Origin of the sequence: Chryseobacterium vaccae (assembly GCF_009602705.1) — a bacterium.
In the GTDB taxonomy this organism is placed as follows: domain Bacteria; phylum Bacteroidota; class Bacteroidia; order Flavobacteriales; family Weeksellaceae; genus Chryseobacterium; species Chryseobacterium vaccae.
Genome location: NZ_VSWH01000001.1, coordinates 2,829,156 through 2,855,066, shown reverse-complemented (window position 1 = coordinate 2,855,066; position 25,911 = coordinate 2,829,156). Strand labels below are relative to the sequence as shown.

The following is a 25,911-nucleotide window of genomic DNA, read 5'->3' as shown; positions in this document are numbered from 1 at the left end:
GGAGGACGTTATAAAGATCAACCTCCATAAATTTTTTATAGCTATAAATAATTAAAAAGACATCAATATTCAATAGAATGGGCTTTAGCCCTATCAGAGGAGTCTAATATTCTATGCAATTAATCTACGATTAAATATAAAAAAGCCCCGAAGCAATGAGCTCCGGGGCATATGTTTTTCTGAATAAGATGAATTAAGCTAAGCTTACTCTTACGAATCCAGTTACTTTAAGGTCTCCGTTTACAGATTTTACATAATCAGCAACTGAGATACTTGGATCTTTAATGAAATCCTGGTGTACCAAAGTATTGTCTTTGTAGAATCTCTGCATTTTACCTTTTAGGATGTTATCGATAATGTTTTCAGGCTTACCTTCTTCAACAAGTTTATGTCTTTCGATTTCTAATTCCTTGTCAATAGTTTCCTGAGAAACAGCATTTTCATCCAAAGCGATTGGGTTCATGGCAGCAATCTGCATAGAAACAGCTTTAGCAGCTTCGTCAGCTCCGTCTACTTTTGCAGAAAGAGAAGTGATTGCAGCAATTTTGTTTCCAGCGTGGATGTAAGCACCTAAGAATGGTCCTTCGATTCTTTCGAAAGTTCCGATCTCGATTTTCTCACCAATAACACCTGTTTGCTCAATTAATTTCTCAGCAACAGTAAGACCGTGGAAATCTGTAGCTAAAAGCTCTTCTTTAGTAGCCGCGAAAATAGCCATTTCAGCTAATTCGTAAGCAAGCTCGATGAACGCTTCGTTTTTAGCAACGAAGTCAGTTTCGCAGTTTAAAGAAATAACAGCACCTAAAGTGTTGTCTTCGTTTACTCTTGCGATTACAGCACCTTCAGAAGACTCTCTGTCAGCTCTGTTAGCAGCTACTTTCTGTCCTTTTTTTCTAAGGATATCTACAGCTTTTTCGAAGTCTCCTTCAGCTTCAACTAGAGCTTTCTTGCAGTCCATCATACCTGCACCTGTTTGGTTTCTTAATTTCGCTACGTCTGCAGCAACTGGTGTATAAGACATAATATCTATTATTTTTTATTTAAGATTAGTATTAATTTTTAGCTTAATTTTAAAGCAGTGCAAAGATAATAATTTTAATGATAAACTAAAAAATGACTTTTCACGTTATTGATATATTTAATACTATTTTAAAGCCTTGATTAATGAAAAAAATCTTTCTACTCATATTTCTATGCATTTTTACCTTAGGTTTCTCGCAAAAAAAGAAAAAAACGAAATCTAAAGCGGTTGTGGAAAAAGAAACGGTGATCATCTATACGGAACAGGAAGCTGAAACGTCAAAAGAGCCGAGAATAATTGCAGGTTTCCTTAAACAGAATCCCGGACATGCCAGAACCGATTTCTTTAAAAGAAAATTGGTGGAGATCATTCTTGCAGATAATTCATCTTCGGAAACGAAACCTGCTATTATGGCGGTGGGAAGAGAAAAAACAGAAAATAGTGCTAAAAATACCGAAGTAAAAAGCGGAAAAACATTAGCATCCAATACTTCTTCACCTGCAAAAACTGAAAGAACCGTAAACTATGCCTCTGCAGGATCATTGAAAAGTGCAGGATCAAGTAAATCTGAACCAAGTGATGAAGCTAAAAGAACAGCTGCCATGCTTACCCATCTTTTTAATAATGATGCGGGAAAAAATGAAGCTTATGTAAATATCAGAAATAAATCCAGCTGTCCACTGGTCATAAAGATCAATGGGAAAAAAGCGTACAGCATGAATGTTCCGGCCAAAGGACAGAATTTTATCCTGATTGATAAAGGAGAATATGTACTGAGTACGTCCATCTGCGATGCGAAATATTCTTCTTCGAAAAAAATTACTCAGGATATTGAGCTGGTACTGAATATAGCAGAATAGAAATAAATTAATAAGAAGAAAACTAAAGTAAAAACGGTTAAGAAATTTTTCTTAACCGTTTTGTTTTTTTATCCTTTAAACTGTCCCATCGCAATGAATTTCTCTTGTCTCTGGGTTTCAAGCTCCTGTCCTGTGAATTTGGAAAAAGCTTTGATATTCTGTAAAATAGAATTTTTCAGGTTTAAATAAGTGGTTTCAGGGTCATAATGAGCACCTCCAAGCGGTTCCTCAATGATTCCGTCAATAAACTTTTCTCTTAAAGCATCTGCAGGAGTAAGGTTCAGTGCATTGGCTGCATCTTCCTTGTGGTCCCAGTTTCTCCATAAAATAGACGAGCAGCTTTCCGGAGCAATTACTGTATACCACGTATTTTCCAACATATATACTTTATTTCCTACGCCAATTCCTAATGCACCGCCACTGGCTCCTTCTCCAATAATATAAGTGAAGATCGGAGTTTTAAGCTGTACCATTTCAAAAATGTTTCTGGCAATAGCTTCTCCCTGGCCTCTTTCTTCAGCTTCTAATCCTGGGTAAGCCCCTGGGGTATCCACTAAAGTAATGACAGGGATATTGAATTTCTCAGCAAGCTTCATCAAACGTAAAGCTTTTCTGTATCCTTCCGGATTCGGCATCCCGAATCTTCTGTGCTGTCTTTCTTTGGTCGTTCTTCCTTTCTGGGTTCCTATGATCATTACTTTCTGACCGTCAAGAGTAGCTAAACCGCCAACCATTGCAGGGTCATCAGCGAAATTTCTGTCTCCGTGAAGTTCTAAGAAGCTGCCTTTGTCTGTCATTCCCTTGATATAGTCCAATGCGTATGGACGATCCGGGTGACGGGACATTTGTACTCTCTGCCATGGAGTGAGGTTGCTGTAGATTTCTTTTTTCTTTTCTAAAATCTTATCCTCAATCTGGCTGCATGCTAATTTTACATCAACACCACTTTCTTCTCCTACTAAAGAACAAGTCTGAAGTTGATCCATTAGTTCTTTGATAGGAAGTTCGAAACTTAAATATTCCATTTCTTGAAGTAAATTAAATCTTTCAAATTTATGAAAAATTATGGGAACCTATTTAAAATTATTGATAGCATTGTTTATTCTGGAGATACTTTCCTCTTTTCCAAGGGTTTCCAGAATGTCCGGAACATCTGGTCCTTTCAGTTCTCCCACTAAAGAGAGGCGTAAAGGCATCATAACTTTCCCCATTCCCAAGCCTTTGCTGTCTGCAAAATCGTGAACAACCTGTTTTAAAGCTTCTGCGTTGAAGGTTTCCGTTCCGTTTAGTGTTTCAGCAAGATCACCTAAAATAGCAGATGTTTCCTCGTTCCATGCTTTTTTGGATGCCTTTTCATCATAAGATACCGGAGCTTCGAAGAAAAATTTTCCGCTTTCATAAATATCTTTAGGGAAAGTGGCTCTCTCTTTCATCAGGCCAATCACTTTTAGTAGCTTCTCATCTGAAGCACCAGACAGATCAAGGTCCGTATTTTTTAAGATCTGAAGAAGCTCTTCATTAGATTTCATCTGCATGTACTGGTGGTTGAACCATTCCGATTTTTCTTTGCTGAATCGTGCACCTGCCTTATGTACTTTATGAAGGTCAAATTCTTTGCACATTTCATCCAGAGATAAGATTTCTTTGTCGTCAGCAGGAGACCACCCAAGAAGGGCAACCATATTGATGAAGGCATCAGGAAGATAACCGTTCTCTCTGTACCCTTTAGACACAATACCTGTTACAGGATCTTTGAAATCTAGTGGAAACACCGGGAACCCGAATTTATCACCGTCTCTTTTACTTAATTTCCCTTTTCCTTCCGGCTTTAGAATTAAAGAAAGGTGAGCAAACTGAGGCGCTTCCCAGCCCATTGCCTCGTATAATAAAGTATGCAGCCCCAGAGAAGGAAGCCATTCTTCCCCACGAATCACGTGGGAGATTTCCATTTCATGGTCATCAATGATGTTGGCAAAATGGTAGGTCGGCATTCCGTCATTTTTTACCAGAACTTTATCGTCAAGGGTATTGGTATTCACAGAGAATTTTCCTCTGATGATATCCTCAAGGTTCAGAATACGGTCTACCGGCATTTTAAATCGTACCACATACGGTGTTTTATCAGCCAATAACTTTTGAAGTTCTTCCTCAGAAAGAGCAAGACTGTTTCTCAGTCTGTTTCTGGTTTTATTGTCATAGGAGAAAACATCACCTTTTGCCTCGTATTCCGCACGGATGGCATCCAGTTCTTCAGGGGTATCGAACGCCAGGTAAGCATAGTCTGTTTTTAAGATCTGCTCGGTATACCGGTCATAGATGTCTCTTCTTTCAGATTGTCTGTAAGGGGCAAATTTTCCTCCTTTTTTAGGACTTTCATCCGGGATAATTCCACACCATTCCAAAGCTTCTTCAATATATTCTTCAGCTCCTTCTACATATCTTGCCGTATCTGTATCTTCAATTCTCAATACAAATTCTCCGCCCTGATTTTTGGCAAAAAGATAATCATATAATGCGGTTCTTACGCCTCCTAAATGCAAAGGTCCTGTTGGACTTGGAGCAAAACGTACTCTTACTTTCTCCATTTCAATTAAAATTTTGGTGCAAATTTACTTAAAATTATGCGTTTTTAAAGATGATTTATAAATTGGTTTCAGGCTTTTTACGGCTTGTGAACATAAAAAAGATGAAGTTAAAAATAACTCTATCCGTTGTATTTAACCTCAGAGTTCGGGATAATAACATCTGATAGATGCAGGTTTGAAGTCGGATGATGGAAGAGGGAGGTTATGAAAGTCATCAAGAGCAAATATTGATCTGTTTTTATTTAACTTTCCGGAGGCTTTCAATACCTATAACTAAAATTAACTTCCAGCCTGCTTCTTCCATCTTCCGGTCTTTTAAATTTAAATTCCTTAACCCGAACTCACGTTATTTATTTTTTTAACATAAGCAGTTTAAAGAACAGAACCGGATTTTTGTATTTGATCCTGTATTTTTCTTTTTTCCATTCCATCTGCAATTTCTTCTTTTCGGATTCTGATTGCGTATCAGAAAGTAAAACCTCATATTTGAAATGAAGCAGCTGGAGTCTGTATTTCTGATCAAGGTCTTTATCGGCTTTGATATAATTCAGGTATTTTCCTGTCACTTTTTTATACGAATCTTCCATCAGTTTCCAGTTTCTCGATAAACTGGTTGAAAGAATTCTGTAATAAAATAATTTTTTATCGATAAACCCTATCTTATAACCTTTGGAAGTAAGTCTCAGATTCATGTCCCAATCTTCGGTATTGATGTTTTCATCAAACGGATATTGTACCAGAAGTTCTCTTTTTACAAAAGTTCCTACATTGGCAGTTCTGTTTTCAGCAACATTTTCGTGAAAAAAATTCTCCATGCTGTCCATTACTCTTTTCTTTTCTTTATGAGTATAGACTTCTGTTATTTTATCCTCATCCTGGTAATATCTATACCCATCTGAAAGGATAAAGTCAACAGTATTTTTTTCGATGAAAGCCACCTTTTCTGCCAGGCTGTCCTCCGTATACCAGTCGTCTCCGGAAAGAAGGGAAACATATTTTCCTGAAGCCTGTGCAACTGCTGTATTGATATTTTTAGCAACCCCAAAACTCTCAGTATTCCTGATCAGCTTATAATGTTGAGTAAACTGCGAAAGTACCCGTTCTGCATTTTCAAATGTTTTGTCTGTGGAGGCATTATCCAAAAGAATGATCTCATAGTTGGGATAAGTCTGTGAAATAGCAGACATACAAGCCTGCTCAATAAACTTTTCATGGTTCATTGTGATGATAACAAGACTTACAAGAGGCGGATTATTCATGAGGCAAAGGTACGAATATGACAGATAGGGAATGAAATGATATTAAAGGCTTAATACTTCTTCCAGCTTTTGAGAAAAAATATCCGGATCCAGTCTGTAATCTTCGTGGAAACCTTCTTCGTCCTGAGGATAGATATAAAAATTCAGATCAAAGTTCATTTCTGCAGCCAGAGTAGAAAAAATAGGAAAATCTCCCCATACGGCACTGTACCAGGAAAGTCCTTTAGCTCCCGGATTGGCAAAGATCAGATTCGTCCATGCCGCACCACTTGGGCCTATGATATATTCTGCATTATTTACCATGTAGATCTGTTCATGAATGTTCAGGTCTTCAAAGAATACTGCCTCAAAGCCATGTTTTTTTGAAACTTCCAGAACTTCTTCTTCATTATATTTTCTGAACTTAGATTTTCGGGCAATAAATATCCTTTTCACAGGCTGTACCTGTACTTTACTCATATCCAGGCCGTCAAAGCAGGTTTTTCTTAGGTATTGAAGAGATTCTTTTGATATTTTAGCAAACCGTGCATCATATTTTTCCCCCGGCATAATATTCGGAACTGCATAATTAATGCTGGTGATGTGCCACAGTTTTTTAAATTGATAATAGTTTTTATCGTGGTTGAGGAATACAATCTTATAATCCTTCAGGAAGAACTGTAAAAGCTCTTTCAGGTTTTCAACTTTTTCCACATCTGAATCTACAACAATCAGCTTACTTTTAGCATCCGGAATATGGTTGAAAAATTCAATTTTTGAAAGAATATCGATCAGGAAATGATAATAGTTGAATGTAAACGTTCCCCCAAGAAAAATGGCTTCCTCATTATAATAGATGTTTTTGTGATTCTTAACCTTAGCCAGTGTCATAGAATGCTGCATCAGATTCACAGTATTATACACATAAATGATCCGGTCATCATCATGCCATCTTTCATAAAAGATCTTCTGTTTTTTGATGTCTAAAAAGTATGTGGAATCAGGAATACATAACACATTCTGCAGTGCAAAGATTTCCACTTCATTTTTAGGTGTTTTTACAGAAACCTGCTGTGACCCGAATGTTTTGGGAAGATAAAGATCTCCCTCATGTTTTTCTTTTATTTTGATTCTTTCTGTACAATATTCAGCAGGAATAGAATCCAGTGGTAAAAAATCAGTGACAAGCCTTTTGGCTTTCCTGAAAAATGATTTGATATAATATTTTCTCCTGAGGGCTTTAAGTTCAACCTCTAGATTCTCAATTTGTTCCTTTGCATTCATATTCTATAACTTGGGATGATCTAAGATTATTGGCTGTTATTTCAGATCTTATGATAGAAAGAAAGTGTACATTTCTACAGAATTTCCTGATAAAAGCTGATCGTTTGATCAACCATTCTGTCAATACCAAAAGCTGATTCTACAGTTTTTCTGGCATTCAATGAGAGACGGTTTCTCAGATCATTGTCTTCAAAAATAAGACTTATTTTTTTGTGAAAGTTTTCTTCATCAGCAATGAGACCGTTCACTGAATCCTGTATGACCTCTTTAAAAGAATCTATAGGGGAGCATACCACAGCTTTTTGCAGGGCCATTACTTCCAGCAAAGATAAGCTAAAATTTTCACCTTTAGATGGGAAACATACTACTTCAGCTTTGCTGATAAGCTCTACAATTTCTTTTCCGTTTCTGTTGCCCAGAAAATGAATGGCATTTCTGATCTCCGGTTCCTGTACATGATCTTTAACGTAATCCGGATAATGGTTGGGTCTTCCTATAAAATGCAGGGAAGTTTCTGGATGCGCTTTTTTAAGTTTGATAAATTCACGGATCATGGTTTCTGCTCCTTTTTCAAAAGTAACATTTCCCAGGAAAAAAACAGATTTAGGTATGATCTGAATGGTTTCATCAGGGCTATAGAATTTTTCATCCACTCCGTTGTAGATCAGTCTCGGATTTTTAATATTGAAAAGGTTGGTATTGATCGTTTCGTTGTACCGGGATATCGTAATGATATGTTCGGATTTTTTAAAAGCTTCTTTCTCACAGAAAATACGTCCTTTATGCGCTTTTTTATAGCCGAAATATTTTTCCAGTACAGACCATGAGCCATGGCATCGTACAGCATAAGGGATATTTTGAGGAATAGAAAGTGCCAGTCCGTCAAAATCATGGGTCTCTGCAACATCAAAATGAAGGTTGTTTTTCCTGATCCAACTGTTGATTTTATCTGATATCGCTTTTTTCTCCGAAAGATAGATCTTAAAATGTAATGGCTCCAGAACTTTCAGTTTTCCGGTAGCGGATCTTAGCAATTCAAGAACGGGGCTAGATTTGAAGATATCTTTAATAGAATGAATAGTCGCGCCATCTTCCTGAATATCGAAAGCGTACTTTGAGATCAGAAAAACATGTACCGAAATACCTCGTTTTACCAGTTCTTCGGATAAGTTTCTGTAAAAAGTACCGGTTCCGCCTACTTTTGGCGTCCGGGAACATTTGTACTCTTTGGTTACAATAAGTACATGTTTGATTTCTTTCATGAATTCAGTTTAAAAACAGTATTCACCCAATGATCCAGGGTATACTTATAATAAACTGCTTCAGGCAGTTTTTCGTATGGCGTTTCAAAAAAATCCTGTCTTACATTGCTGAAGTTTTTATTCAGCAGCAGAATATTATTAGGATTGTAAAAATCGTAACTGGAAATAGTAGGATTATCTGTAATGATCTTTTTTTCCAGGGCCATTGCTTCAAAGATCCTGAAACTAAGCCCGGTCTGATCAGCCCGCATCAGATCCAGAACCACTTTTGTATTCTTATAGTAAGAAGGCAGTGCGTGATGGGGAATCTTTCTTCTTCCAAACTTCAGAATTTCTATATTCTTTTTATCGAAGATCTGGTTCAGTTTATTTTTCCACCCTTTTTTACCCACCATGTATACTTCAAATTTTACTTTCAGAGAACAAAGTCTGTTAATGAGTACATTTAAGGCAGATAATCTTTTTTGGTCATAAGAAGAAATATAGAATAAGTCTAAATTAGGATGCTGTTTTTCTGCCGGAAGATATTCAAGATAATTATAATTAGTAATCTTTTCGAATCCGAAATTTTTTACGTCTTCATCATCAAAAGAAAAAACCGTATCAAAATAGTGCAGAAGATGGGTGGCCGGGTTTCTGGCCATGCTGTCGTAAAGGTAAGCAATGTTGCGGTCAGCATATTCTCTGATCTTCTGATGAATCTCTTCATCAATAGCTTCGGGATTAATCACAAGAATCTGATCTTGTTTTCCAATTTTTTCAAGTGATTCGAGGATGAAATTTTGTCTTTTATGATATTTCGGGTTTTTGCCTAAGAAAATTTTGCTGAAAGTGTTCTTCAGACGCTCTCCCGTATTCTTATGAGTGAAGGATCCTATGTTGATATGGCAAGCCTGAATGCCTCTCTCATTCAGTTTATCCACGATATGCTCATCATAGTGCCAGAAGTCGAAACTAATTAAACAAATTTTCATAGTGCAAAAATAAAAAATTCATATTTAAATTTATATTTTTGGCGAAAAGCCCGATTATAATGAGAAAGAAAATTCTTATCGACGCCGAAAGACTGAAGTACCCGAAGTCGGGAATTGCCAATGTATGCATCTCCCTGATCAGGGGATTGGATGAGAAAGTTTCTGATTTTGAGTATTCTTTTTATGGTCCCAGAAAGAACATGCCAATAACGAAGAGTAAGTTCATTATTCTCGATTGGAAGTTCTGGCAGAAAAAAATTCCTGTCAGTACCGGATCTTTTTCGCTGATCCATACCGCCCACCAGCTTTCTGATTACTTTCATCATATCAAAAGTGGGCAAAAAAAAGTGGTTACTCTTCATGATCTTAATTTTCTGCACGACAACAGTTCCGAAAAGAAAGTCAAAAAGAGTACCAGACTTGTCCAGAAGAATATAGGAAATGCAAATGCCATTGTCTGCATCTCGGATTTTGTAAAGAAAGACTTCCTTAAAAACAAACATCTTTTCATACTGAATAAGGATGTAAGGGTTGAGGTCATATATAACGGACTGATCTTTCCCGAAATTACAGATTTTAATTCTAACAATAAATATAGTTTCATCGGAAAAAAATATATTTTGAATATCGGAGTGCTTTTCCCCAAGAAAAACCAGGAAGTACTGCTGGATCTTCTGACAAAAAACGACCGAGACCTTGTATTGGTAACTTCTTCTGCAAAATCAGCCTATAAAGAGAAGTTTCTGGAGAAAACGAAAGCTTTAGGTTTGGAAAGCAGAGTGCATATTCTGGAAAATATAAATAATGATGAGAAATATTTTCTTCTTCAGCATTGTGAGTCATATTGCCATCCTTCACTGGCAGAAGGTTTTGGAATCCCGCCTGTAGAAGCCATGTATTTTGGGAAGCCTGTTTTTCTGAGCAGACTGACGAGCCTTCCGGAAATAGGAGGGGATCTTGCATTTTATTTTGATGATTTCTCAGCAGAAAATATGCAGCAGGTATACGCGTCAGGAATGCAGACCTATGGAGCGAAAGCCAGCGAATATGCTTTACAGCTGAAAGAAAGAGCTTTGAAATTTGGATATAGAGAGATGGCAGATGCATATGAAAAACTATATGGTGAGCTGCTGAACTAAAGTTTAACTTTTCCAAGTCTCAGTTTCCATTTAAAAAGATCAAAACTGTCGCTCCCTTTTATATCAATCCTTTTGATCTCAAATTTGTTTTTCCACGGAAAATAAGTTATATTATTTCCAATACGTACAGCTGAGGTAATGCCTGTATTTTCCAGCATGGTAAAAAATGCTTTCTTAGCTTCTCCTTTTTTAGGAAACTGGCCGTAAGGGTAAGCCAGAACCTTAGTAAATGGTATTTTTTTCTCCTCAAGAGTGCTGATGTTTTTCTGAAGATCATCTGAAGCTTCCTGAAGCGTTATTTGTGAATAATTTCTGTGAGAATGGCTATGAAGGGCGATTTCTATAAAATTACGGTTTAAAGACCTGATTTCCTCAAAGGTCATCAGGCTGCGCTGCTCACTTGTTTCATCATTCTGAATAAGCTCCGTAGGAATAAAAATAGTAGCCTTCAGCTGATATTTTTCAAGCAAAGGAGCCAGGTATTGCAGGTTATCAAGGTAGCCGTCGTCAAAAGTCAGGATCAGTTTACGTTCTGTAGCTTTGTTGGCTTCCAGTTCGGTGAAAAATAAGGTATTGTAATTGTTTTTAACGTATTGAAGCTGTTCTTCCAGATTTTCCACAGAAACAGCTAATGTATCTTTTCCGGAGATGTTTTTCTCAGGCTGAACTTTATGATACATGAGAATACGGACACTTTCTGCTTTTGAAAATCCAAGTATTCTTTTAAAGAATCTGAACATGGTTATCTGAATTTAAGATCCCGTTATTTTTTATGGAATTCAAAACATATAAAAGTTCCGGAGATCCATATTGTGCTTTTTATTTGACGCAAATAACAATCTGTTATTATACTCCTCAAATTTAATTAAAAATTGAAAGCACTAGCTTAAAAATATATTAAAATAAGGAGTTAAAGGTATAAATATCAGACAGCCGTAGTAAAAATTACGGCTGTCTGATATTTGATATGAAGATCTTTATTTAACTCTAAGAATTTCATTGATCTTAATATATTTAAGGAAGGTATAAAAAGCTCCGGTGACGGAAATATAAAATCCTGCCACTCCATCCATAAAGCCCAGTTTGAAAAAATAGGTTTTCATAAAATCAAAGAAAGGGGAGAATATGATTTTGAATAAGGAAACTTTTTTACCGTTAGCTACCTTTTTTTCCGCCATCAGCTGCGTATAGTTATTAATCTTTTCAATATGGTGGGCAATACTTTTATAGGTATAATGATCTATATTTCCAGGAAGTTTTCCTATTTTATCCTGAGTAATGAAGCTTTCATGAACCAGGTCATCAGAATATTTTCCATGGCCTTTCTTGAAGAACCGCTCTCTCCATACAGTTCCCCAACCTCCGTATCTGATTGTTTTTTTCAGCAGGATATTGTTGAAATGAATGGTATATACTTTATAGGCGGGAGAACTGCTGTTCAGAATATCTTTGATAGCCTGTACAGCCGTAGCATCCGGAACTTCGTCAGAGTCCAGAAAAAGGATCCATTCGCCTGAAGTCTGTGCCAGGGTATAATTTTTCTGGTCGCCGAATCCTTCAAACTTTTTTTTGATAAATTTTACCTTCGGAAACCCAGTACAGATTTCCTCAGTTTTGTCCATGGAAAAAGAATCAACGACAATAATTTCATCAGCAATTTCATAAACGCTTCTGATACTTTTCTCAATGATTCTTTCTCCGTTAAAAATAATATAACAGACTGATAGTTTCATTAACGAAATTCTGTGATCGTTTTTTCAATGATTTTTACGCAATCTAAAAGCTGTTCTTCTGTAATCACCAATGGCGGTGCCAATCTGATGATATTTCCGTGGGTAGGTTTAGCCAGAAGACCATTTTCTTTTAGCTGAAGACAAAGGTTCCATGCTGTGGAACTTTCAGGGGTATCGTTGATCAGGATGGCGTTCAGAAGTCCTTTTCCTCTTACTTTGGTAATAAGATCATTTTTCTCGATGATTTTTTCAATTTCAGCTCTGAAAACCTGTCCCAAATGTTCCGCTCTTTCGGATAGTTTTTCATCAGCTACAACGTCTAATGCCGCTACGGCAACCGCACAGGCAATAGGATTTCCTCCGAAAGTAGATCCGTGCTGTCCTGGCTTAATCACATTCATAATAAAATCGTTTGCTAGAACGGCAGATACAGGATACATTCCTCCGGAAAGTGCTTTTCCTAAGATCAGAATATCCGGCTGTACATTTTCATGATGGCAGGCGATCAGCTTTCCGGTTCTTGCGATTCCGGTTTGAACTTCGTCTGCTATGAAAAGAACGTTGTATTTTTTACATAATTCAGACGCATTTTTCAGGAAGTTTTCATCTGGTACATAAACTCCTGCTTCCCCCTGAATGGGTTCTACTAAGAAAGCAGCAATATTTTCGGCTTCTCTGCTTAAAACTTCTTCTAAAGCAGCAATATCATTATAAGGAATTTTAATAAACCCTGGTGTGAAAGGTCCATAGTTCTGGTTGGCATCGGGATCGTTGGAGAAAGAAACAATAGTTGTCGTTCTTCCGTGGAAATTATTTTCACAAACGATGATCTTTGCTGCATTTTCAGAGATTCCTTTTACTTCATAGCTCCATTTTCTTGCTAATTTTACAGCGGTTTCTACTGCCTCAGCTCCTGAGTTCATCGGAAGAACCTTGTCAAACCCAAATAGGCTAGTGATCTTCTGCTCATATTCTCCCAGTTTGGAGTTGTAAAAAGCTCTTGATGTTAAAGCCAGTTTCTGTGCCTGATCTACCAATGCGCCTACGATCTTTGGATGGGAGTGCCCTTGGTTCACAGCAGAATATGCTGAAAGAAAATCATAATATTTTTTACCTTCCACATCCCATACAAAAACGCCTTCTCCGCGGTCAAGAACTACAGGAAGAGGGTGGTAGTTGTGTGCTCCATGCCTGTCTTCAAGGTCAATAAAATACTGTGAGTTTTTTGTTGTTTCTGCTGTTGACATATTTTTGGTTTTTGACAAATTTAAGCATTATTAATGAGATGCATCAACTAAAATGGAATAGCGCAGAGGCATGGAATTAAAGTGTATTTTAAGGCTGAATGAAGCTGTATCAGAAAATATTTCTTGGTCTGGTCATGCCATGCAGGTATTATATCTTTCCAGACAAGCATTTTTAGCCACAGATATTTTTTATAATGTTGAATTACAGTTCTGGTTTCTTTATTAGCGATTATTGAACTATGAAGATAAAAAAACAGAATGACCATAGCCATTCTGTCTTTGTTAGTTTTTATTATAAAGCGGCATTTTTTAAGATGGCCAGTCTCCGTGGAAAGATGATGTTCCAAGATCAATCTGCTCTGCACTTATGACAAAGCTGATATACATACTGTTGTCATCTATCGCATCGAAGTCTACTTCGTGTTGGATTACATATCCGTTGTTCCACTTTAAAGTGGTAAGTGTACCTTCTTCGTGAGACTTGTTAAAGGTAACTTCTCCTGTTGTTGGCTTATACTTTCCGTTTAATAAGCTTTCAAGGATATCTGATTTTTCAGTCGCTTCTACTGTAATTTTGATAAGAGCGTTGGACGGGTCTGATGCTACACGTCCTGAAACGTCTGTAGATCTAGATACACTATAGTTCAGTTTTAATAGTTTCTGACCGTCTCCTCCGTTGAATTTTAAAATTCCTCTCGAATTTTTTTCTGCCATGATTTGTAAATTTTTATGGATTAATATTCTGTGATTTGATTTCTTATGTCACCAAAAATAGAAGTAATTCCGGTAGAAAAAAATAAAATAGGTATAAATTTTAAAAAGTGTAGTAATAGTGCGACTAACGATTGTTAGGTAAATTGATGTTTGTGAATCAATTATTTATATGATTTGCAGTAGTCTGTATACAGGAATGTTTGATGGATAGAGAGGTTAAGTTAATTTCATCTATCCTGAATTTAGAGTTTAGTAAAAACAAAGAAAGTCATATGATCAATAAATCCGGCTTCAAAATGATGTTCAGGATCTTTATTGATATACTTACTACTCTTCTATAAATAATAAGCAAAAAATTCTCTGAAAACAGAATAAAGGTCTCTTGTTTCAAAATACTTTGGGCTTGAACTTTCAATATTTTTAAAATGATGCTCCCGAAATAATTTTTTTATCCTTGTCTGATGATAAAACTGAGATACCGAAATAAGTGTACTGTATTTTAAACTGTCTGCTGCTTTTATGGTATTGAGGACTGTCTTTTCAGTATTATCCCCAAAGTTATCCACAAGAATAGATGTTGGTGGAATTTTATTTTTAATCAGGTATTTTTTCATTTCTGTGCCTTCCCAGTAGCCTTCTTTACCCAACCCGCCACTTACCAGTATATTTCTGACCTGCTTTTTTTGATACAGTTCAATACTTTTATCAAGCCTTGCTTTCAGCCGGGGTGAAAGTGTTCCGTCTTCATTCACCTTATTCCCGAATACTACAGCAAGATCAGCTTTCTGTCTGGCGTCCGTAAGACCATCATACGTAATATAAAGAGAATGAATAATAAACCAGAAGATACCTGCAATCAGAATATATTTAAAAATTTTTTTCAACATCACTTTCACGATTGAATAAGTACAAAAATAAAAAACTGCCCCAAAAAGAGGCAGCTTAAAGTTTTTATTTTAAATAATCTTAGTGATTATCATATTTTCTATCCATTACAAAATCTTCCATGAATTTTGTAGTATAGTTTCCTGCAAGATAATCCTCATTATCCATCAGTTGTCTGTGGAAAGGAATAGTGGTTTTTACTCCCTCAATATAGAACTCCTCCAAAGCGCGTCTCATTTTAGCAATAGCTTCTTCACGGGTCTGTGCCGTAGTAATAAGCTTTGCAATCATTGAGTCATAGTTGGAAGGGATTGTATATCCTGAATAAACGTGAGTGTCCACTCTGATTCCATGTCCGCCAGGAATGTTTAATCCTGTGATTTTCCCCGGAGAAGGTCTGAAATCTGCGTAAGGGTCCTCAGCGTTGATTCTGCATTCAATAGAGTGTAATTTAGGGTAATAATTGATTCCTGAAATAGGAGTTCCTGCTGCAAGAAGGATTTGTTCTCTGATCAGGTCATAATCAATTACCTGTTCAGTAATAGGGTGTTCTACCTGGATTCTTGTATTCATTTCCATGAAATAGAAATTTCTGTGCTTGTCTACAAGGAATTCAATAGTACCTACACCTTCATATCCAATGAATTCGGCAGCTTTTACAGCCGCGTCGCCCATTTTCTCACGAAGTTCGTCAGTCATGAAAGGAGAAGGAGTTTCTTCAGTCAGTTTCTGGTTTCTTCTCTGTACTGAGCAATCTCTTTCAGAAAGGTGGCAAGCTTTACCGAATTGGTCACCCGCAACCTGAATCTCGATGTGTCTAGGCTCTTCGATCAGTTTTTCCATATACATTCCTCCGTTTCCGAAAGCTGCTACAGCTTCCTGAATGGCAGATTCCCAGTGATCTTTAAGATCTTCGGCTTTCCATACAGCTCTCATTCCTTTACCTCCACCACCTGCAGTAGCTTTGATCATCACTGGATATCCTGTTTCTTCAGCAACTTTTACGGCATGCTCATAAGACTCAATCAATCCGTCAGAACCAGGTACACAAGGAACACCTGCTGCTTTCATGGTTGCTTTGGCATTGGCCTTATCACCCATTTTTTCGATCTGCTCAGGAGAAGCACCAATGAATTTGATGTTGTTTCTCTCACAGATTCTGGAGAAGTTAGCATTTTCAGATAAGAATCCGTAACCAGGGTGGATCGCATCGGCATTGGTGATTTCCGCTGCAGCAATGATGTTAGGGATTTTTAAGTATGAGTCTTTACTCATCGCAGGACCGATACAAACCGCTTCATCAGCAAATCTTACGTGAAGACTGTCTTTATCAGCAGTAGAGTATACTGCAACGGTTTTGATCCCCATTTCTTTACAAGTACGTAAAATACGCATTGCAATTTCGCCACGATTGGCTATTAATATTTTTTTGAACATCTTCTTCAATTTGAAAATTAGATAATTTGAAAATTAGATAATGTTATTTAATGTAGAATTTAGTCTAACATCTAATGTCTAACATCTAAGTTCTCAATTAAGACGGATCTACTAAGAATAGTGGCTGATCATATTCTACCGGAGTAGCATCGTCTACTAAGATCTTAACGATTTTACCGCTGATCTCAGATTCAATCTGGTTGAATAATTTCATTGCTTCAATTACGCAAACCGTTTTTCCGATGGAAACTTCATCACCAACATTTACGAATACATCTTTATCAGGAGATGGCTTTCTGTAGAAAGTACCGATCATTGGAGACTTGATCGCTACATATTTGCTATCATCAGAAGCTGCTTCCGCTTTTTCAGCAGATGCTGCCGGAGTAGCTGCTACCGGTGCCGGAGCTGCTACAGCCTGAGGAGCTGTGTGGTATACAGCAGGCTGTGCATATACTGCATCACTTCCCGCTAATGGAGTTTTAATAGTGATTTCGAAATCTTTAGTTTTGTACTTTACTTCTGATACTTCAGCTTTAGATACAAACTTGATAAGATTTTGTATGTCTTTAATGTCCATAAATTTGATATTTGATTTTGAGCCAAAGATACCAAAAAAACATAAAAAACAACAAAAAACCGTCTAATTTTATCAAAATTGGACGGTTTTTGTATTAAAATGAGGCTTTTTCAGCGAAAAGCGTCTCTTAGTTTTCTTCAGTAGTTGCTACTTCTTTTTCCAATACTACTTTTCCTCTGTAGTATAATTTCCCTTCATGCCAGTGAGCTCTGTGGTAAAGGTGAAGCTCTCCTGTTGTTGCATCTTTAGCTAATTGAGGAACTACAGCTTTGTAGTGAGTTCTTCTCTTATCTCTTCTTGTAGACGACTGTCTTCTCTTTGGATGTGCCATTTTGAATAACTTTTTTAATTGATGAGCGATGAGATTCATCATCTCATCATATTTAAATTATTTTATTTAATTATTGTCTCTTAACTTTTTCAAGGCATCCCATCTGGGATCACTTTCATGTTCTTCCTCTTCTGCTTCCTCAATATCTTTCGGGCTGAACTGATCAAGGAGTTCCAGATCTTCATCACTTACATTGGGTGAAAGTTTTTTCATCGGGATAGAAAGCTGTACGTTTTCGTAAATCAACTGTGCTGCATTAAATGCATGGTCTCCCGCCGGGATGGTGATAACATCTTCCTCGCTGTCATCATATTCTTCTCCGAATTTCACTAAAACCTTGATGTGGTTTTCAATAGGATGGTCGAATTCTTCATTGGTAATATCACAAATCAGTTCTACCGTCCCATGTACTTTGATCTCAAATTCTAAAAAAGTAGTGTGTTTTTCTAAAAGAATATTCACTTCTATTTTAGGATTTGTAAATTCCTGCTCAGTGTCAAATAATTGAAAGAACGTTTTATCTATCTCAAATTTGAACTCGTGCTTTCCGTTTTTAAGTCCTGAAAAGCTTACGTCATAGTTTCTTAACTTGTCCATAAAATGAGTGTGCAAAAATATGCAATTTTTTTATAATAACAAATAAAATCCATAACAAATTAATTTAAAATTTGTTTTAACAAATTATGCTTCAGTTTCATCAGGGAGATCTTCATCTATTCCGTTATCAACATTCAGTTTTCTTGGTTGTAGACGGTTGCTCATCAGATCATTATATTCACTTCTGTTTTTAAAAATTTGAATAGCTGTAAAGATAGCTTCAGTAAAACTCTGCTCATCGGCTATGTTTTGCCCGGCAATATCATAAGCTACTCCATGATCCGGAGAAGTCCTGATGAATGGAAGTGCGGCTGTATAATTTACACCTTCTTCGTAAGCAAGGGTTTTGAAAGGAGCTAATCCCTGGTCGTGATACATTGCTAAGACCGCATCAAAACTTCTGTATTTATTAGGCTGGAAAAAACTATCTGCCGGAAAAGGTCCGAAAGCCAGAATTCCATTGTCTGAAAGTTCTTTTACAGCAGGTACGATGATCTCAATCTCTTCACGTCCTATTACGCCGCCATCTCCTGCATGAGGATTCAGTCCAAGCACAGCAATTTTCGGTTTTTGGATACAGAAATCTTCGATCAGTGTCTGGTTCAGAGCTCTTATCTGTTTTTTGATCTTCTCTTTGGAAATGTTTTCTGCTACTTGAGCAATAGGAATGTGGTGGGTGGAAACAGCCACCTTTAAATCCTCAGTCACCAGGAACATCAGTCCTTTTTTGTTGAATTTTTCTTCAAAATATCCTGTATGGCCGGCATGTTTAAAGCCCATTTTTACCATTTCATCTTTGTTGATCGGAGCAGTCACAAGAACATCAATGTCTCCTTTCATTAGAGCCTCCGTAGCCATTTCCAGGGAATCAATAGCCATCTTGGTGGACTCTTCTGTAGGAACACCCATTTCTACATTCACATTCTCCTTGGTAAGGTTTACCATATTCAGTTTTCCGCCCTGAGCCTGTGATGCTTCATTAATGTAATTGAAGTTCAGGTTAAGCTTGAAAATGTTTTTCTGATACGTGAATAGTTTTCCCGAACCAAAAATCACTGGAGTGAAAAAATCCGTAATGGTTTTGTCTTTCAGAGACTTCATAATGATCTCGGGGCCGATGCCATTGAAATCACCGATTGAAATTCCTACTCGTACTTTATGGTTTTTTGGGCTCATTTTGATTATCTTTGAAGATTATAATTTTACAAATTTAGCAAAAAATAATATGTTCACAGGAATTATTGAGGCAGTCGGTGTAATTGAAAAAATAGAAGAAAAAGGGAGCAACATTGATTTTACCCTTACGTGTCCGTTTACCAATGAGCTGAAAATAGATCAAAGTCTGGCCCATAACGGATGTTGTCTTACCGTTGTAGAGATTAAGGAAAATCATTATGTGGTAACTGCTATCAACGAAACTTTAGAAAAAACCAATCTTGGAAAATGGGAATTGGGAACCGTGGTAAATCTTGAGAGATGCATGAAGATGGATGGAAGACTTGATGGTCATATTGTTCAGGGGCATGTTGATAAGACTGGTGAAGTAATCGGGATAGAAAATAAAGATGGGAGCTATTTTGTGACCATACAATATGAGGATGATGGCAGTTTTGTAACGGTTCCTCAGGGATCAATTACCGTAAACGGAATCAGTCTTACGGTGGCAAAAAGTGAAGAAAAACAGTTTTCTGTAGCGATTATTCCATATACCTGGGAGTTTACCAATATGCAGCATCTCAAAACCGGAGATAAAGTTAATTTAGAATTTGATATTATTGGTAAGTATATTGCTAGGTTAATTAAAAAGTAGGATGCCAATCAATAAATACAAAGGGTATAGTTTAAGAAACCGTGTGTTTTTCGGGTTTCTGCTGGTATGTTTTTTAAGTGTTGTTGCCACATCACTTGTTCCTTATTTTGTACTGAGGAAGAATTCCCAGGAACAGAGTAATATTGAAATGCAGGAGAAGACCAATGCGGTCATGAGATTTCTGGATTATGCAGTCAGCCAGACGCTAGTAAAAACAGAGGATATTTCCAAGGTACTCGGAAACAAGATTTTCGAAATTGCAGATATCAATCAGCATGATATTGTTATTTATGATCTTAAAGGGAATTATATTCTTTCTAATAAAGATGAAACCCAGATTGATCAGAAAACGATCCCCCTCTATATTGTTAATAAAATTCTGGCTACTGAAGCAAGGGTTGATATCAGAGGGTATGACAAGACCAAAGATGCGGGGCTTACTTCTTCTTACCTGCTTTTGAAAAATAATGATCTGGAACCTATCGGAATTGTATATATTCCTTTATATCATAATGAATCAGCTTATTTTGATGTATTGAATCAGTTTGTGAAATACATTCTTCTGGTAGATATTTTCCTGATTCTGTTCAGTATCTGGATAAGCTGGGTTACTTCTAATGGTCTTGCGAAGAATATTACGAAGTTTTCTGATATGATTACAAGGATCACGTTGTTTGAAAATGAAATGCGTCCCATCAGATATTATAAAAATGATGAACTGAATGCTTTGGCAAGAGCTTATAACAGAATGATTCTACAGATTCAGGATCAGAAAGAAAGACTTCGTTTCAAGGCCTCGGAAGAAGCATGGCGGGAGATGGCAAAGCAGGTGGCACACGAAGTAAAGAACCCGCTTACGCCAATGAAGCTTACCATTCAGAATTTTGAAAGAAAATTTGATCCTGAAGATCCGAATATTAGGGAAAGAGTAAAACAGATGAGTAAAACGATGGTAGACCAGATCGATCTGATTGCTACCGTAGCATCGGCATTCTCTGAGTTTGCTAAACTTCCGGAAAAAAATAATGAAGTGATCAACCTGAATACAGAAGTAGAAGATATTCTTCGTGTTTTCAATGATGACAGTATTTTTATGCATTCCAATAAAGGAAATATTATGATCAATATGGACAGGATCTACCTTTCCAGAATTATTACCAACCTTGTTACCAATGCGAAACAGGCTGAAAGTGATGAAAGAAAACTGATTATTAATGTAGATGTGGAACAGCATCAGAGAAGAGTGATGATCTCTGTTCAGGATAACGGAATCGGAATCCCAGAAAATATGTACGAAAGAATCTTTGAACCGAATTTTACCTCGAAAAACAGTGGAATGGGACTTGGTCTTTCTATGGTCAGAAAAATGATTGAAGACTATAAAGGGGAAATTACGGTAAGGTCTGAAGTAGGAAAAGGATCAACATTCATTATTACACTCCCTACTAATCTATAGTGAAATCTTTTACGTTTAAAAATTTTGAAATCCGGCAGGCAAAAGAAGTCTTCCGGGTTGGGACAGATGGTGTGCTGCTTGGTGCTTTGGCTGATGTGGGAAATGCTTCCCGTGTTTTGGAAATCGGAACGGGAACCGGGCTGATCTCATTGATGCTTGCACAAAGAAATACGCATGCATCTTTTCTTGGACTGGATATTAATGCAGCCGCTGTCGCTCTTACAAAAGCTAATTTTGAAAATTCCCCCTATCATTCAAGACTGAATAATTTGCATCAGGATCTAAAGACGTTTGAAACAGAAGAAAAGTTCAACTTTATCGTTTCCAACCCTCCTTATTTTGAAGAATCCGGATCTGAAAAAGACAAGATTGCACGTCAGACTGTTGAACTGAATTTCAGGCAGCTTATAGAGGCTTCTGTGAAGTTTCTGAGTGAAGATGGGATTTTATCTGTTATTATTCCGGTAGAAGCCGGAGGGGTGTTTATCAAGGCTGCTTTTGAAAGTCATCTATTTTTAATAAGAAGAATTAATATTCAGGGGATTGAAAATTCAAAAACCAAAAGGTTGATTCTTGAATTTTCTTTAACTGAAAAATCTCTATCGGAATTTGATTTTGTGATAGAAAAAAGTCCGAGACAATACTCGGACCAATATCTTGAACTCACCAAAGAGTTTCATGTTTTTAAGACAAAAGATTAACGGATTACTTTGTTCCTTTAATTTTCTTATTCAAATAATTCAGTTGTGTCCAGTACAGAAACTTTACCGTCTTCACATCTGATCGCTTCTCCCGGGAAATTCTGAATCATATGATAGTCATGGGTAGCCATTACTACTGCGGCTCCGTTTTCAAGGGCAACCTGCTTTAGTAAGGTCATGATTTCATTGGAGGTTTCCGGGTCAAGGTTTCCCGTAGGCTCATCGGCAAGGATCAGGTCCGGGTGATTCAATAAAGCTCTCGCAATGGCAATACGCTGCTGCTCACCTCCGGAAAGTTCGTGCGGCATTTTGTGCTTTTTGCTTTTCATGTTCACGCTTCCCAATACTTCGTTGATGCGGTCTTCCATTTTTACCTTATCGCTCCAGCCTGTAGCTTCAAGAACGAATCTCAAATTCTTTTCAACGGTTCTGTCGGAAAGAAGCTGGAAGTCCTGGAATACAATTCCCAGTTTTCTTCTCAGATTGGGAATGTCTGAAGGTCTCATTTTAGCAAGATCAAAACCAACTACAGCCCCATGCCCTGCTGCTAACGGAATGTGTCCGTAAAGGGTTTTCAATAGGGAACTTTTTCCGGAACCTGTCTTTCCGATAAGGTAGCAGAATCTTCCTTTTTTAATGTTAAGATTAACATCAGAAAGAACAGTAAAGCTTTTTTGCGCAATCTTTGCGTGTTGTAAACTTATGATATTATCTCCGGAGATATTTGTATGTGGCATAATTCAATTTTAACGTGCTATTTCTAAAATATTTTTTGAGATCTTAAAAATAGACAAAAGAAGCTTAAAGAACCTAAATTTTAGTAAATTTTAACAACAAAAAATGCCTGAAAAACTTCTTTTCAAGCATGATTTGTATATGATAATGTAGAAATTATCTCTTAGCGCGTGCAGCACTTACAGTTAATCTCTTTCTGCCTTTAGCTCTTCTCGCAGCCAAAACTCTTCTTCCATTTGGCGTAGACATTCTTTCTCTGAAACCGTGTTTGTTTCTTTTCTTTCTTTCTGATGGCTGGAATGTTCTTTTACTCATTACTATATATTTAAATCGTAATTATATCTATTAATTTTCAGGTTGCAAAGATATAGAAAAAATTATAAGTTACAAACTTTAACTATCTTTTTTTGAAATTATTTGATCTATTTTTTAATCAATTATTTACAAATCCCGAAGGAAAGGCAAATTCCGGATGCAAAAATAATATTTAAATGATTTATTTAAAAGCTTTATCTTTGAAAACTTAAAATTAAAGAAAAATAAACACCGGATGTTTACACCTGCAGAACTTTTAGAAATCAATACATTACTTACTCCTGAGAACAAAATCGTTATCCTTACCCATTATAATCCGGATGGAGATGCTATTGGTTCCAGTCTGGGGCTGAAACATTTTTTAAAGACAAAAGGAATTCATGCGGAAGTAATTGTACCCAATGATTTTCCGAAATTTCTGAAATGGATGCCGGAAGCTAAGAAAGTGATCATCGGAGAGTACAAAAGAAAACTGGCGTTCGATATGATTAGCGGAGCAGATGTGATTTTCTGTCTTGATTTTAATTCTCCTTCCAGAATAGGCCTTCTAGGGGAGTGGCTGACTAAAGCCTCTGCTAAGAAAATTCTGATTGATCACCATCAGCAGCCTGAAAACTTTGATTTTGTATATTCTGATACCGTAATTCCCGCTACTTCCCAGATGATCTATCATTTCATTGAAGCGCTGAATAAAGAACAGCTGGTGAATCTGGATATTGCAGAATGTCTGTATACCGGAATTATGACAGATACCGGAGGGTTCCGTTTCCGTTCTACAAGTGCTGCTACCCATAGGATTATTGCCAATTTAATAGAAAAGGGAGCAGATCCATCGGTGATTACCTCCAATACCTGGGATACCAACACGGTTTCCCGTCTTCATCTGCTTGCTTTAGTATTGGGAAGAATAGAGGTGGTAAATGACGGAAAGGTTGCTGTTCTGTCTCTTACAAGAAATGAGCTTAAAGAGTTTGGTTTCCAGAAAGGAGATACAGAAGGCTTTGTGAATTATGGTTTAAGTATTGTCGGGGTGAAAATGTCTGCTTTCTTTATGGAAGATCTGTATGAAGATTTTATTAAAATTTCTTTCAGAAGCAAAGATGATGTAGATGTGAACCAGTTCTCAAGAAAATATTTCAATGGAGGAGGGCATATCAATGCTGCCGGAGGGAAATCTGATGAATCATTATGGGATACGATAGAAACATTTAAGAAGAAGGTAGAAGGGGAAGTATTTTAACCCCATAGAAAGATAAAAGTCTATACCTGTTGTTTTGGTTTTAGAAAAGAGCCCCTTGTGTATCCTTTGCTCTCCAGTTCCAGACAAGTGTATTCATATACTTCGCCAAACATTTCATCCAGATTTTTTTTGCTGAATAAGCTGAATTTGGTCATCTTGGGAGGATCCAGGAAGATATCGCAGGATTTGGCTTTAGAATAAACAGATTTGGCGATGGCAAGGTGGAGGATTCTGTCAAATTCTTTCATCAGGCTCATCTTTTTAAGCTCGTCATAGCTTATTGAATTCACATGAGAAGCAATCAGAAAATCACATTTGTCAATAATCGGTTCAATAGGAAGGTTATCCAGAACTCCGCCGTCTACATATATTTTTTCATCAATTTTTACCGGTGGTAAAATAAAAGGAACACTTGATGAAGCGAGAAGCGGTCTGAAAAGTTCACCTTCAGAGAAAAAATCAACAATTCCGTGAGTCATTTCTGTGGCCGTAACATAAACGGGTATTTTCAGGATCTTAAAGTCATCTTCAGGAAAATGATCTTTAAAAAGTTTTAAAATGAAATTCGAGCTGAAAATTCCGTTCTTGGAAAGCTTCAGGTAAGACCGGGAAAAGAAGGTCGTTTGTTTAACGATGTCTATCATCTCATCTGGCGTTTTTCCGAAAGCATAAAAAGCACCGACAATAGAACCTGCACTGGTTCCTGAGATAATATGAGGTTTAAGCCCGTATTCTTCCAAGGCTTTGAGGACTGCAATATGGGCGATTCCCCGCATTCCGCCCCCGGAAAGAGTGAGGCCGATGACCGGCGGTTGCTTTTTTTTGAAGGAGAATAAACCCATTGAAATAATTATTCCCTACTAATATACAAGATTTTTTAATATAGAATTGGTATATCTCTCCAAGCTGATAAAGTCCGTTTACAGGATCAGTTTTTTCGGCAGGTTATGAAGAAGTTCAGTATTGATGATCTCTGCGCAGATGGCTGGTTTTTCCCAATGCCCGTTATGTCCGCAGTCCAGGATATATGATTTTATATTTGTTCTGTCCGGAAGATGTTTAATCATGGCATCCGTTTTTACAGCATTATCATGTTTTCCTGCCAATACTAAAATTTTAGCTTCCAGATTTTCCATGATGTGCTTTTTATCCGTTCTTTCTACCATGCCTTTTACGCAGGCTAAAGCTCCCAGATTATTGGTTGATAAAGCGGTTTCAAGTGCGGTTTCAATTTTTCCTTCCAGAATATCCCTTTCGTTAGGGTTGAACAGATTAGGAATGCCGGCTCTGGCATAATGGGCAAATGCATCTTTGATGATCCTGTAACTTTTGATGCGTTGCTGTTTTTTCTCTTCATCATCCGCAAAGTAAGTAGAAAAGAATAGGGTAAGACTTTTAAGAGAGGCAGGATACTTTTCGGCAAAGGCTAATGCTGTGTAACCACCCATAGAATGCCCTAAAAGGTGTATTTTTTGAAGATTTTCGTGGTCTAAAACTTTTTTCACTTCATTTGCCATCAGTTCCATAGTGTGAACTTCCGCAAAAACCTCAGACTGCCCGTGTCCCGGGAGATCAATTTTTAACAGAGAAAAATCTTTGGAAAGATGAGATTCCATATCATTCCATATTGAAAGATTTTCCATAAAGCCGTGAAGTAGTACCAGGGTTTCTTTTCCGTTTCCTTTTTTCTCAAAATTCAGCATGATTTCAATCGTGTTACAGTTAAAATAAAGTTCGTTACAGTTTCAAATTTAAATAAAAAAAGAG

Annotated in this window: 27 protein-coding genes; 6 read left to right on the top strand and 21 right to left on the bottom strand. The window is 37.0% G+C overall.

What is annotated here, in order from left to right:
* Positions 1–193 precede the first annotated feature (193 nt).
* Complete coding sequence (gene tsf, locus FW768_RS12995) at positions 194–1,021, bottom strand: translation elongation factor Ts (protein WP_153396059.1); 828 nt, start codon at positions 1,019–1,021, stop codon at positions 194–196.
* A gap of 143 nt (positions 1,022–1,164) precedes the next feature.
* Between tsf and FW768_RS12990 the strand changes: the two genes are divergently transcribed.
* Entirely contained in the window at positions 1,165–1,881 is a 717-nt protein-coding gene (locus FW768_RS12990) for a DUF6759 domain-containing protein (protein ID WP_153396058.1), read from the top strand.
* A gap of 68 nt (positions 1,882–1,949) precedes the next feature.
* Here the strand turns inward: FW768_RS12990 and FW768_RS12985 are convergent, their stop codons facing one another.
* From FW768_RS12985 to FW768_RS12960, 6 genes are all read right to left on the bottom strand, one after another.
* Positions 1,950–2,906 (bottom strand): acetyl-CoA carboxylase carboxyltransferase subunit alpha, encoded by a 957-nt coding sequence (locus tag FW768_RS12985; protein WP_153396056.1) that lies wholly within the window; start codon positions 2,904–2,906, stop codon positions 1,950–1,952.
* 48 nt (positions 2,907–2,954) lie between these two features.
* Entirely contained in the window at positions 2,955–4,466 is a 1,512-nt protein-coding gene (gene gltX / locus FW768_RS12980; RefSeq protein WP_153396054.1) for a glutamate--tRNA ligase, read from the bottom strand.
* A 350-nt stretch (positions 4,467–4,816) separates the two neighbouring features.
* Positions 4,817–5,725, bottom strand: coding sequence for a glycosyltransferase family 2 protein (locus tag FW768_RS12975; RefSeq protein ID WP_153396052.1), 909 nt, complete (start codon positions 5,723–5,725; stop codon positions 4,817–4,819).
* Positions 5,726–5,767: 42 nt separating this feature from the next.
* Entirely contained in the window at positions 5,768–6,988 is a 1,221-nt protein-coding gene (locus FW768_RS12970) for a glycosyltransferase family 61 protein (protein ID WP_153396050.1), read from the bottom strand.
* Positions 6,989–7,062: 74 nt separating this feature from the next.
* Positions 7,063–8,250 carry a glycosyltransferase family 4 protein gene (locus tag FW768_RS12965; RefSeq protein WP_153396046.1) on the bottom strand — a complete coding sequence of 396 codons (1,188 nt, stop codon included), beginning with the start codon at positions 8,248–8,250 and terminating at the stop codon, positions 7,063–7,065.
* Positions 8,247–9,224, bottom strand: coding sequence for a glycosyltransferase family protein (locus FW768_RS12960; RefSeq protein ID WP_153396045.1), 978 nt, complete (start codon positions 9,222–9,224; stop codon positions 8,247–8,249). The genes FW768_RS12965 and FW768_RS12960 overlap by 4 nt, the downstream gene beginning before the upstream one ends.
* A gap of 59 nt (positions 9,225–9,283) precedes the next feature.
* Here FW768_RS12960 and FW768_RS12955 point away from each other — a divergent pair, with 59 nt between their 5' ends.
* Positions 9,284–10,363, top strand: a complete 1,080-nt coding sequence (locus tag FW768_RS12955; protein ID WP_153396043.1) for a glycosyltransferase family 4 protein — start codon at positions 9,284–9,286, stop codon at positions 10,361–10,363.
* Here FW768_RS12955 and FW768_RS12950 read toward each other — a convergent pair.
* From FW768_RS12950 to pdxA, 10 genes are all read right to left on the bottom strand, one after another.
* Complete coding sequence (locus FW768_RS12950; protein ID WP_153396041.1) at positions 10,360–11,103, bottom strand: polysaccharide deacetylase family protein; 744 nt, start codon at positions 11,101–11,103, stop codon at positions 10,360–10,362. The two genes, FW768_RS12955 and FW768_RS12950, sit on opposite strands and share 4 nt — an antisense overlap.
* Positions 11,104–11,340: 237 nt before the next feature.
* Positions 11,341–12,096: a glycosyltransferase family 2 protein gene (locus FW768_RS12945; RefSeq protein WP_153396040.1), complete on the bottom strand. Its 756-nt coding sequence runs from the start codon at positions 12,094–12,096 to the stop codon at positions 11,341–11,343.
* Positions 12,096–13,343 (bottom strand): ornithine--oxo-acid transaminase, encoded by a 1,248-nt coding sequence (rocD, locus tag FW768_RS12940; RefSeq protein ID WP_153396038.1) that lies wholly within the window; start codon positions 13,341–13,343, stop codon positions 12,096–12,098. Before rocD ends, FW768_RS12945 begins: the two co-directional genes overlap by 1 nt.
* A gap of 309 nt (positions 13,344–13,652) precedes the next feature.
* On the bottom strand, positions 13,653–14,057 hold the full coding sequence (gene tssD / locus FW768_RS12935) for a type VI secretion system tube protein TssD (RefSeq protein WP_153396036.1): 405 nt from the start codon (positions 14,055–14,057) through the stop codon (positions 13,653–13,655).
* A 335-nt stretch (positions 14,058–14,392) separates the two neighbouring features.
* The gene (locus tag FW768_RS12930) at positions 14,393–14,944 is read right to left on the bottom strand and encodes a YdcF family protein (protein ID WP_153396034.1); all 552 of its coding nucleotides are present in this window, start codon (positions 14,942–14,944) and stop codon (positions 14,393–14,395) included.
* A 79-nt stretch (positions 14,945–15,023) separates the two neighbouring features.
* On the bottom strand, positions 15,024–16,379 hold the full coding sequence (gene accC, locus FW768_RS12925) for an acetyl-CoA carboxylase biotin carboxylase subunit (protein WP_153396032.1): 1,356 nt from the start codon (positions 16,377–16,379) through the stop codon (positions 15,024–15,026).
* 97 nt (positions 16,380–16,476) lie between these two features.
* Positions 16,477–16,959 (bottom strand): acetyl-CoA carboxylase biotin carboxyl carrier protein, encoded by a 483-nt coding sequence (gene accB / locus FW768_RS12920; RefSeq protein ID WP_153396030.1) that lies wholly within the window; start codon positions 16,957–16,959, stop codon positions 16,477–16,479.
* A 127-nt stretch (positions 16,960–17,086) separates the two neighbouring features.
* Entirely contained in the window at positions 17,087–17,290 is a 204-nt protein-coding gene (gene rpmF / locus FW768_RS12915) for a 50S ribosomal protein L32 (RefSeq protein ID WP_007843326.1), read from the bottom strand.
* Between the two features lie 66 nt (positions 17,291–17,356).
* Positions 17,357–17,887 carry a YceD family protein gene (locus tag FW768_RS12910; RefSeq protein ID WP_153396028.1) on the bottom strand — a complete coding sequence of 177 codons (531 nt, stop codon included), beginning with the start codon at positions 17,885–17,887 and terminating at the stop codon, positions 17,357–17,359.
* 84 nt (positions 17,888–17,971) lie between these two features.
* Entirely contained in the window at positions 17,972–19,063 is a 1,092-nt protein-coding gene (pdxA, locus tag FW768_RS12905) for a 4-hydroxythreonine-4-phosphate dehydrogenase PdxA (RefSeq protein ID WP_153396026.1), read from the bottom strand.
* A 49-nt stretch (positions 19,064–19,112) separates the two neighbouring features.
* On the opposite strand from pdxA, the gene FW768_RS12900 reads away from it, so the two are divergent.
* The 3 genes from FW768_RS12900 to FW768_RS12890 are packed head-to-tail and all read left to right on the top strand — an operon-like array spanning position 19,113 to position 21,854.
* Complete coding sequence (locus tag FW768_RS12900; RefSeq protein WP_153396024.1) at positions 19,113–19,697, top strand: riboflavin synthase; 585 nt, start codon at positions 19,113–19,115, stop codon at positions 19,695–19,697.
* A gap of 1 nt (position 19,698) precedes the next feature.
* Positions 19,699–21,153 carry a sensor histidine kinase gene (locus FW768_RS12895; RefSeq protein ID WP_153396022.1) on the top strand — a complete coding sequence of 485 codons (1,455 nt, stop codon included), beginning with the start codon at positions 19,699–19,701 and terminating at the stop codon, positions 21,151–21,153.
* Positions 21,153–21,854, top strand: coding sequence for a tRNA1(Val) (adenine(37)-N6)-methyltransferase (locus tag FW768_RS12890; protein ID WP_153396020.1), 702 nt, complete (start codon positions 21,153–21,155; stop codon positions 21,852–21,854). Before FW768_RS12895 ends, FW768_RS12890 begins: the two co-directional genes overlap by 1 nt.
* Positions 21,855–21,880: 26 nt before the next feature.
* Here the strand turns inward: FW768_RS12890 and FW768_RS12885 are convergent, their stop codons facing one another.
* Both FW768_RS12885 and rpmH read right to left on the bottom strand, forming a co-directional pair.
* On the bottom strand, positions 21,881–22,591 hold the full coding sequence (locus FW768_RS12885) for a cell division ATP-binding protein FtsE (RefSeq protein WP_153396018.1): 711 nt from the start codon (positions 22,589–22,591) through the stop codon (positions 21,881–21,883).
* 154 nt (positions 22,592–22,745) lie between these two features.
* Positions 22,746–22,904, bottom strand: coding sequence for a 50S ribosomal protein L34 (gene rpmH, locus FW768_RS12880; protein ID WP_062702430.1), 159 nt, complete (start codon positions 22,902–22,904; stop codon positions 22,746–22,748).
* A gap of 235 nt (positions 22,905–23,139) precedes the next feature.
* Here rpmH and FW768_RS12875 point away from each other — a divergent pair, with 235 nt between their 5' ends.
* Complete coding sequence (locus FW768_RS12875) at positions 23,140–24,144, top strand: DHH family phosphoesterase (protein WP_153396016.1); 1,005 nt, start codon at positions 23,140–23,142, stop codon at positions 24,142–24,144.
* Between the two features lie 20 nt (positions 24,145–24,164).
* Here FW768_RS12875 and FW768_RS12870 read toward each other — a convergent pair whose 3' ends face one another.
* Both FW768_RS12870 and FW768_RS12865 read right to left on the bottom strand, forming a co-directional pair.
* Positions 24,165–24,986: a patatin-like phospholipase family protein gene (locus FW768_RS12870; protein WP_153396014.1), complete on the bottom strand. Its 822-nt coding sequence runs from the start codon at positions 24,984–24,986 to the stop codon at positions 24,165–24,167.
* 78 nt (positions 24,987–25,064) lie between these two features.
* Positions 25,065–25,847, bottom strand: a complete 783-nt coding sequence (locus FW768_RS12865) for an alpha/beta fold hydrolase (RefSeq protein ID WP_153396012.1) — start codon at positions 25,845–25,847, stop codon at positions 25,065–25,067.
* Between the last annotated feature and the right edge of the window lie 64 nt (positions 25,848–25,911).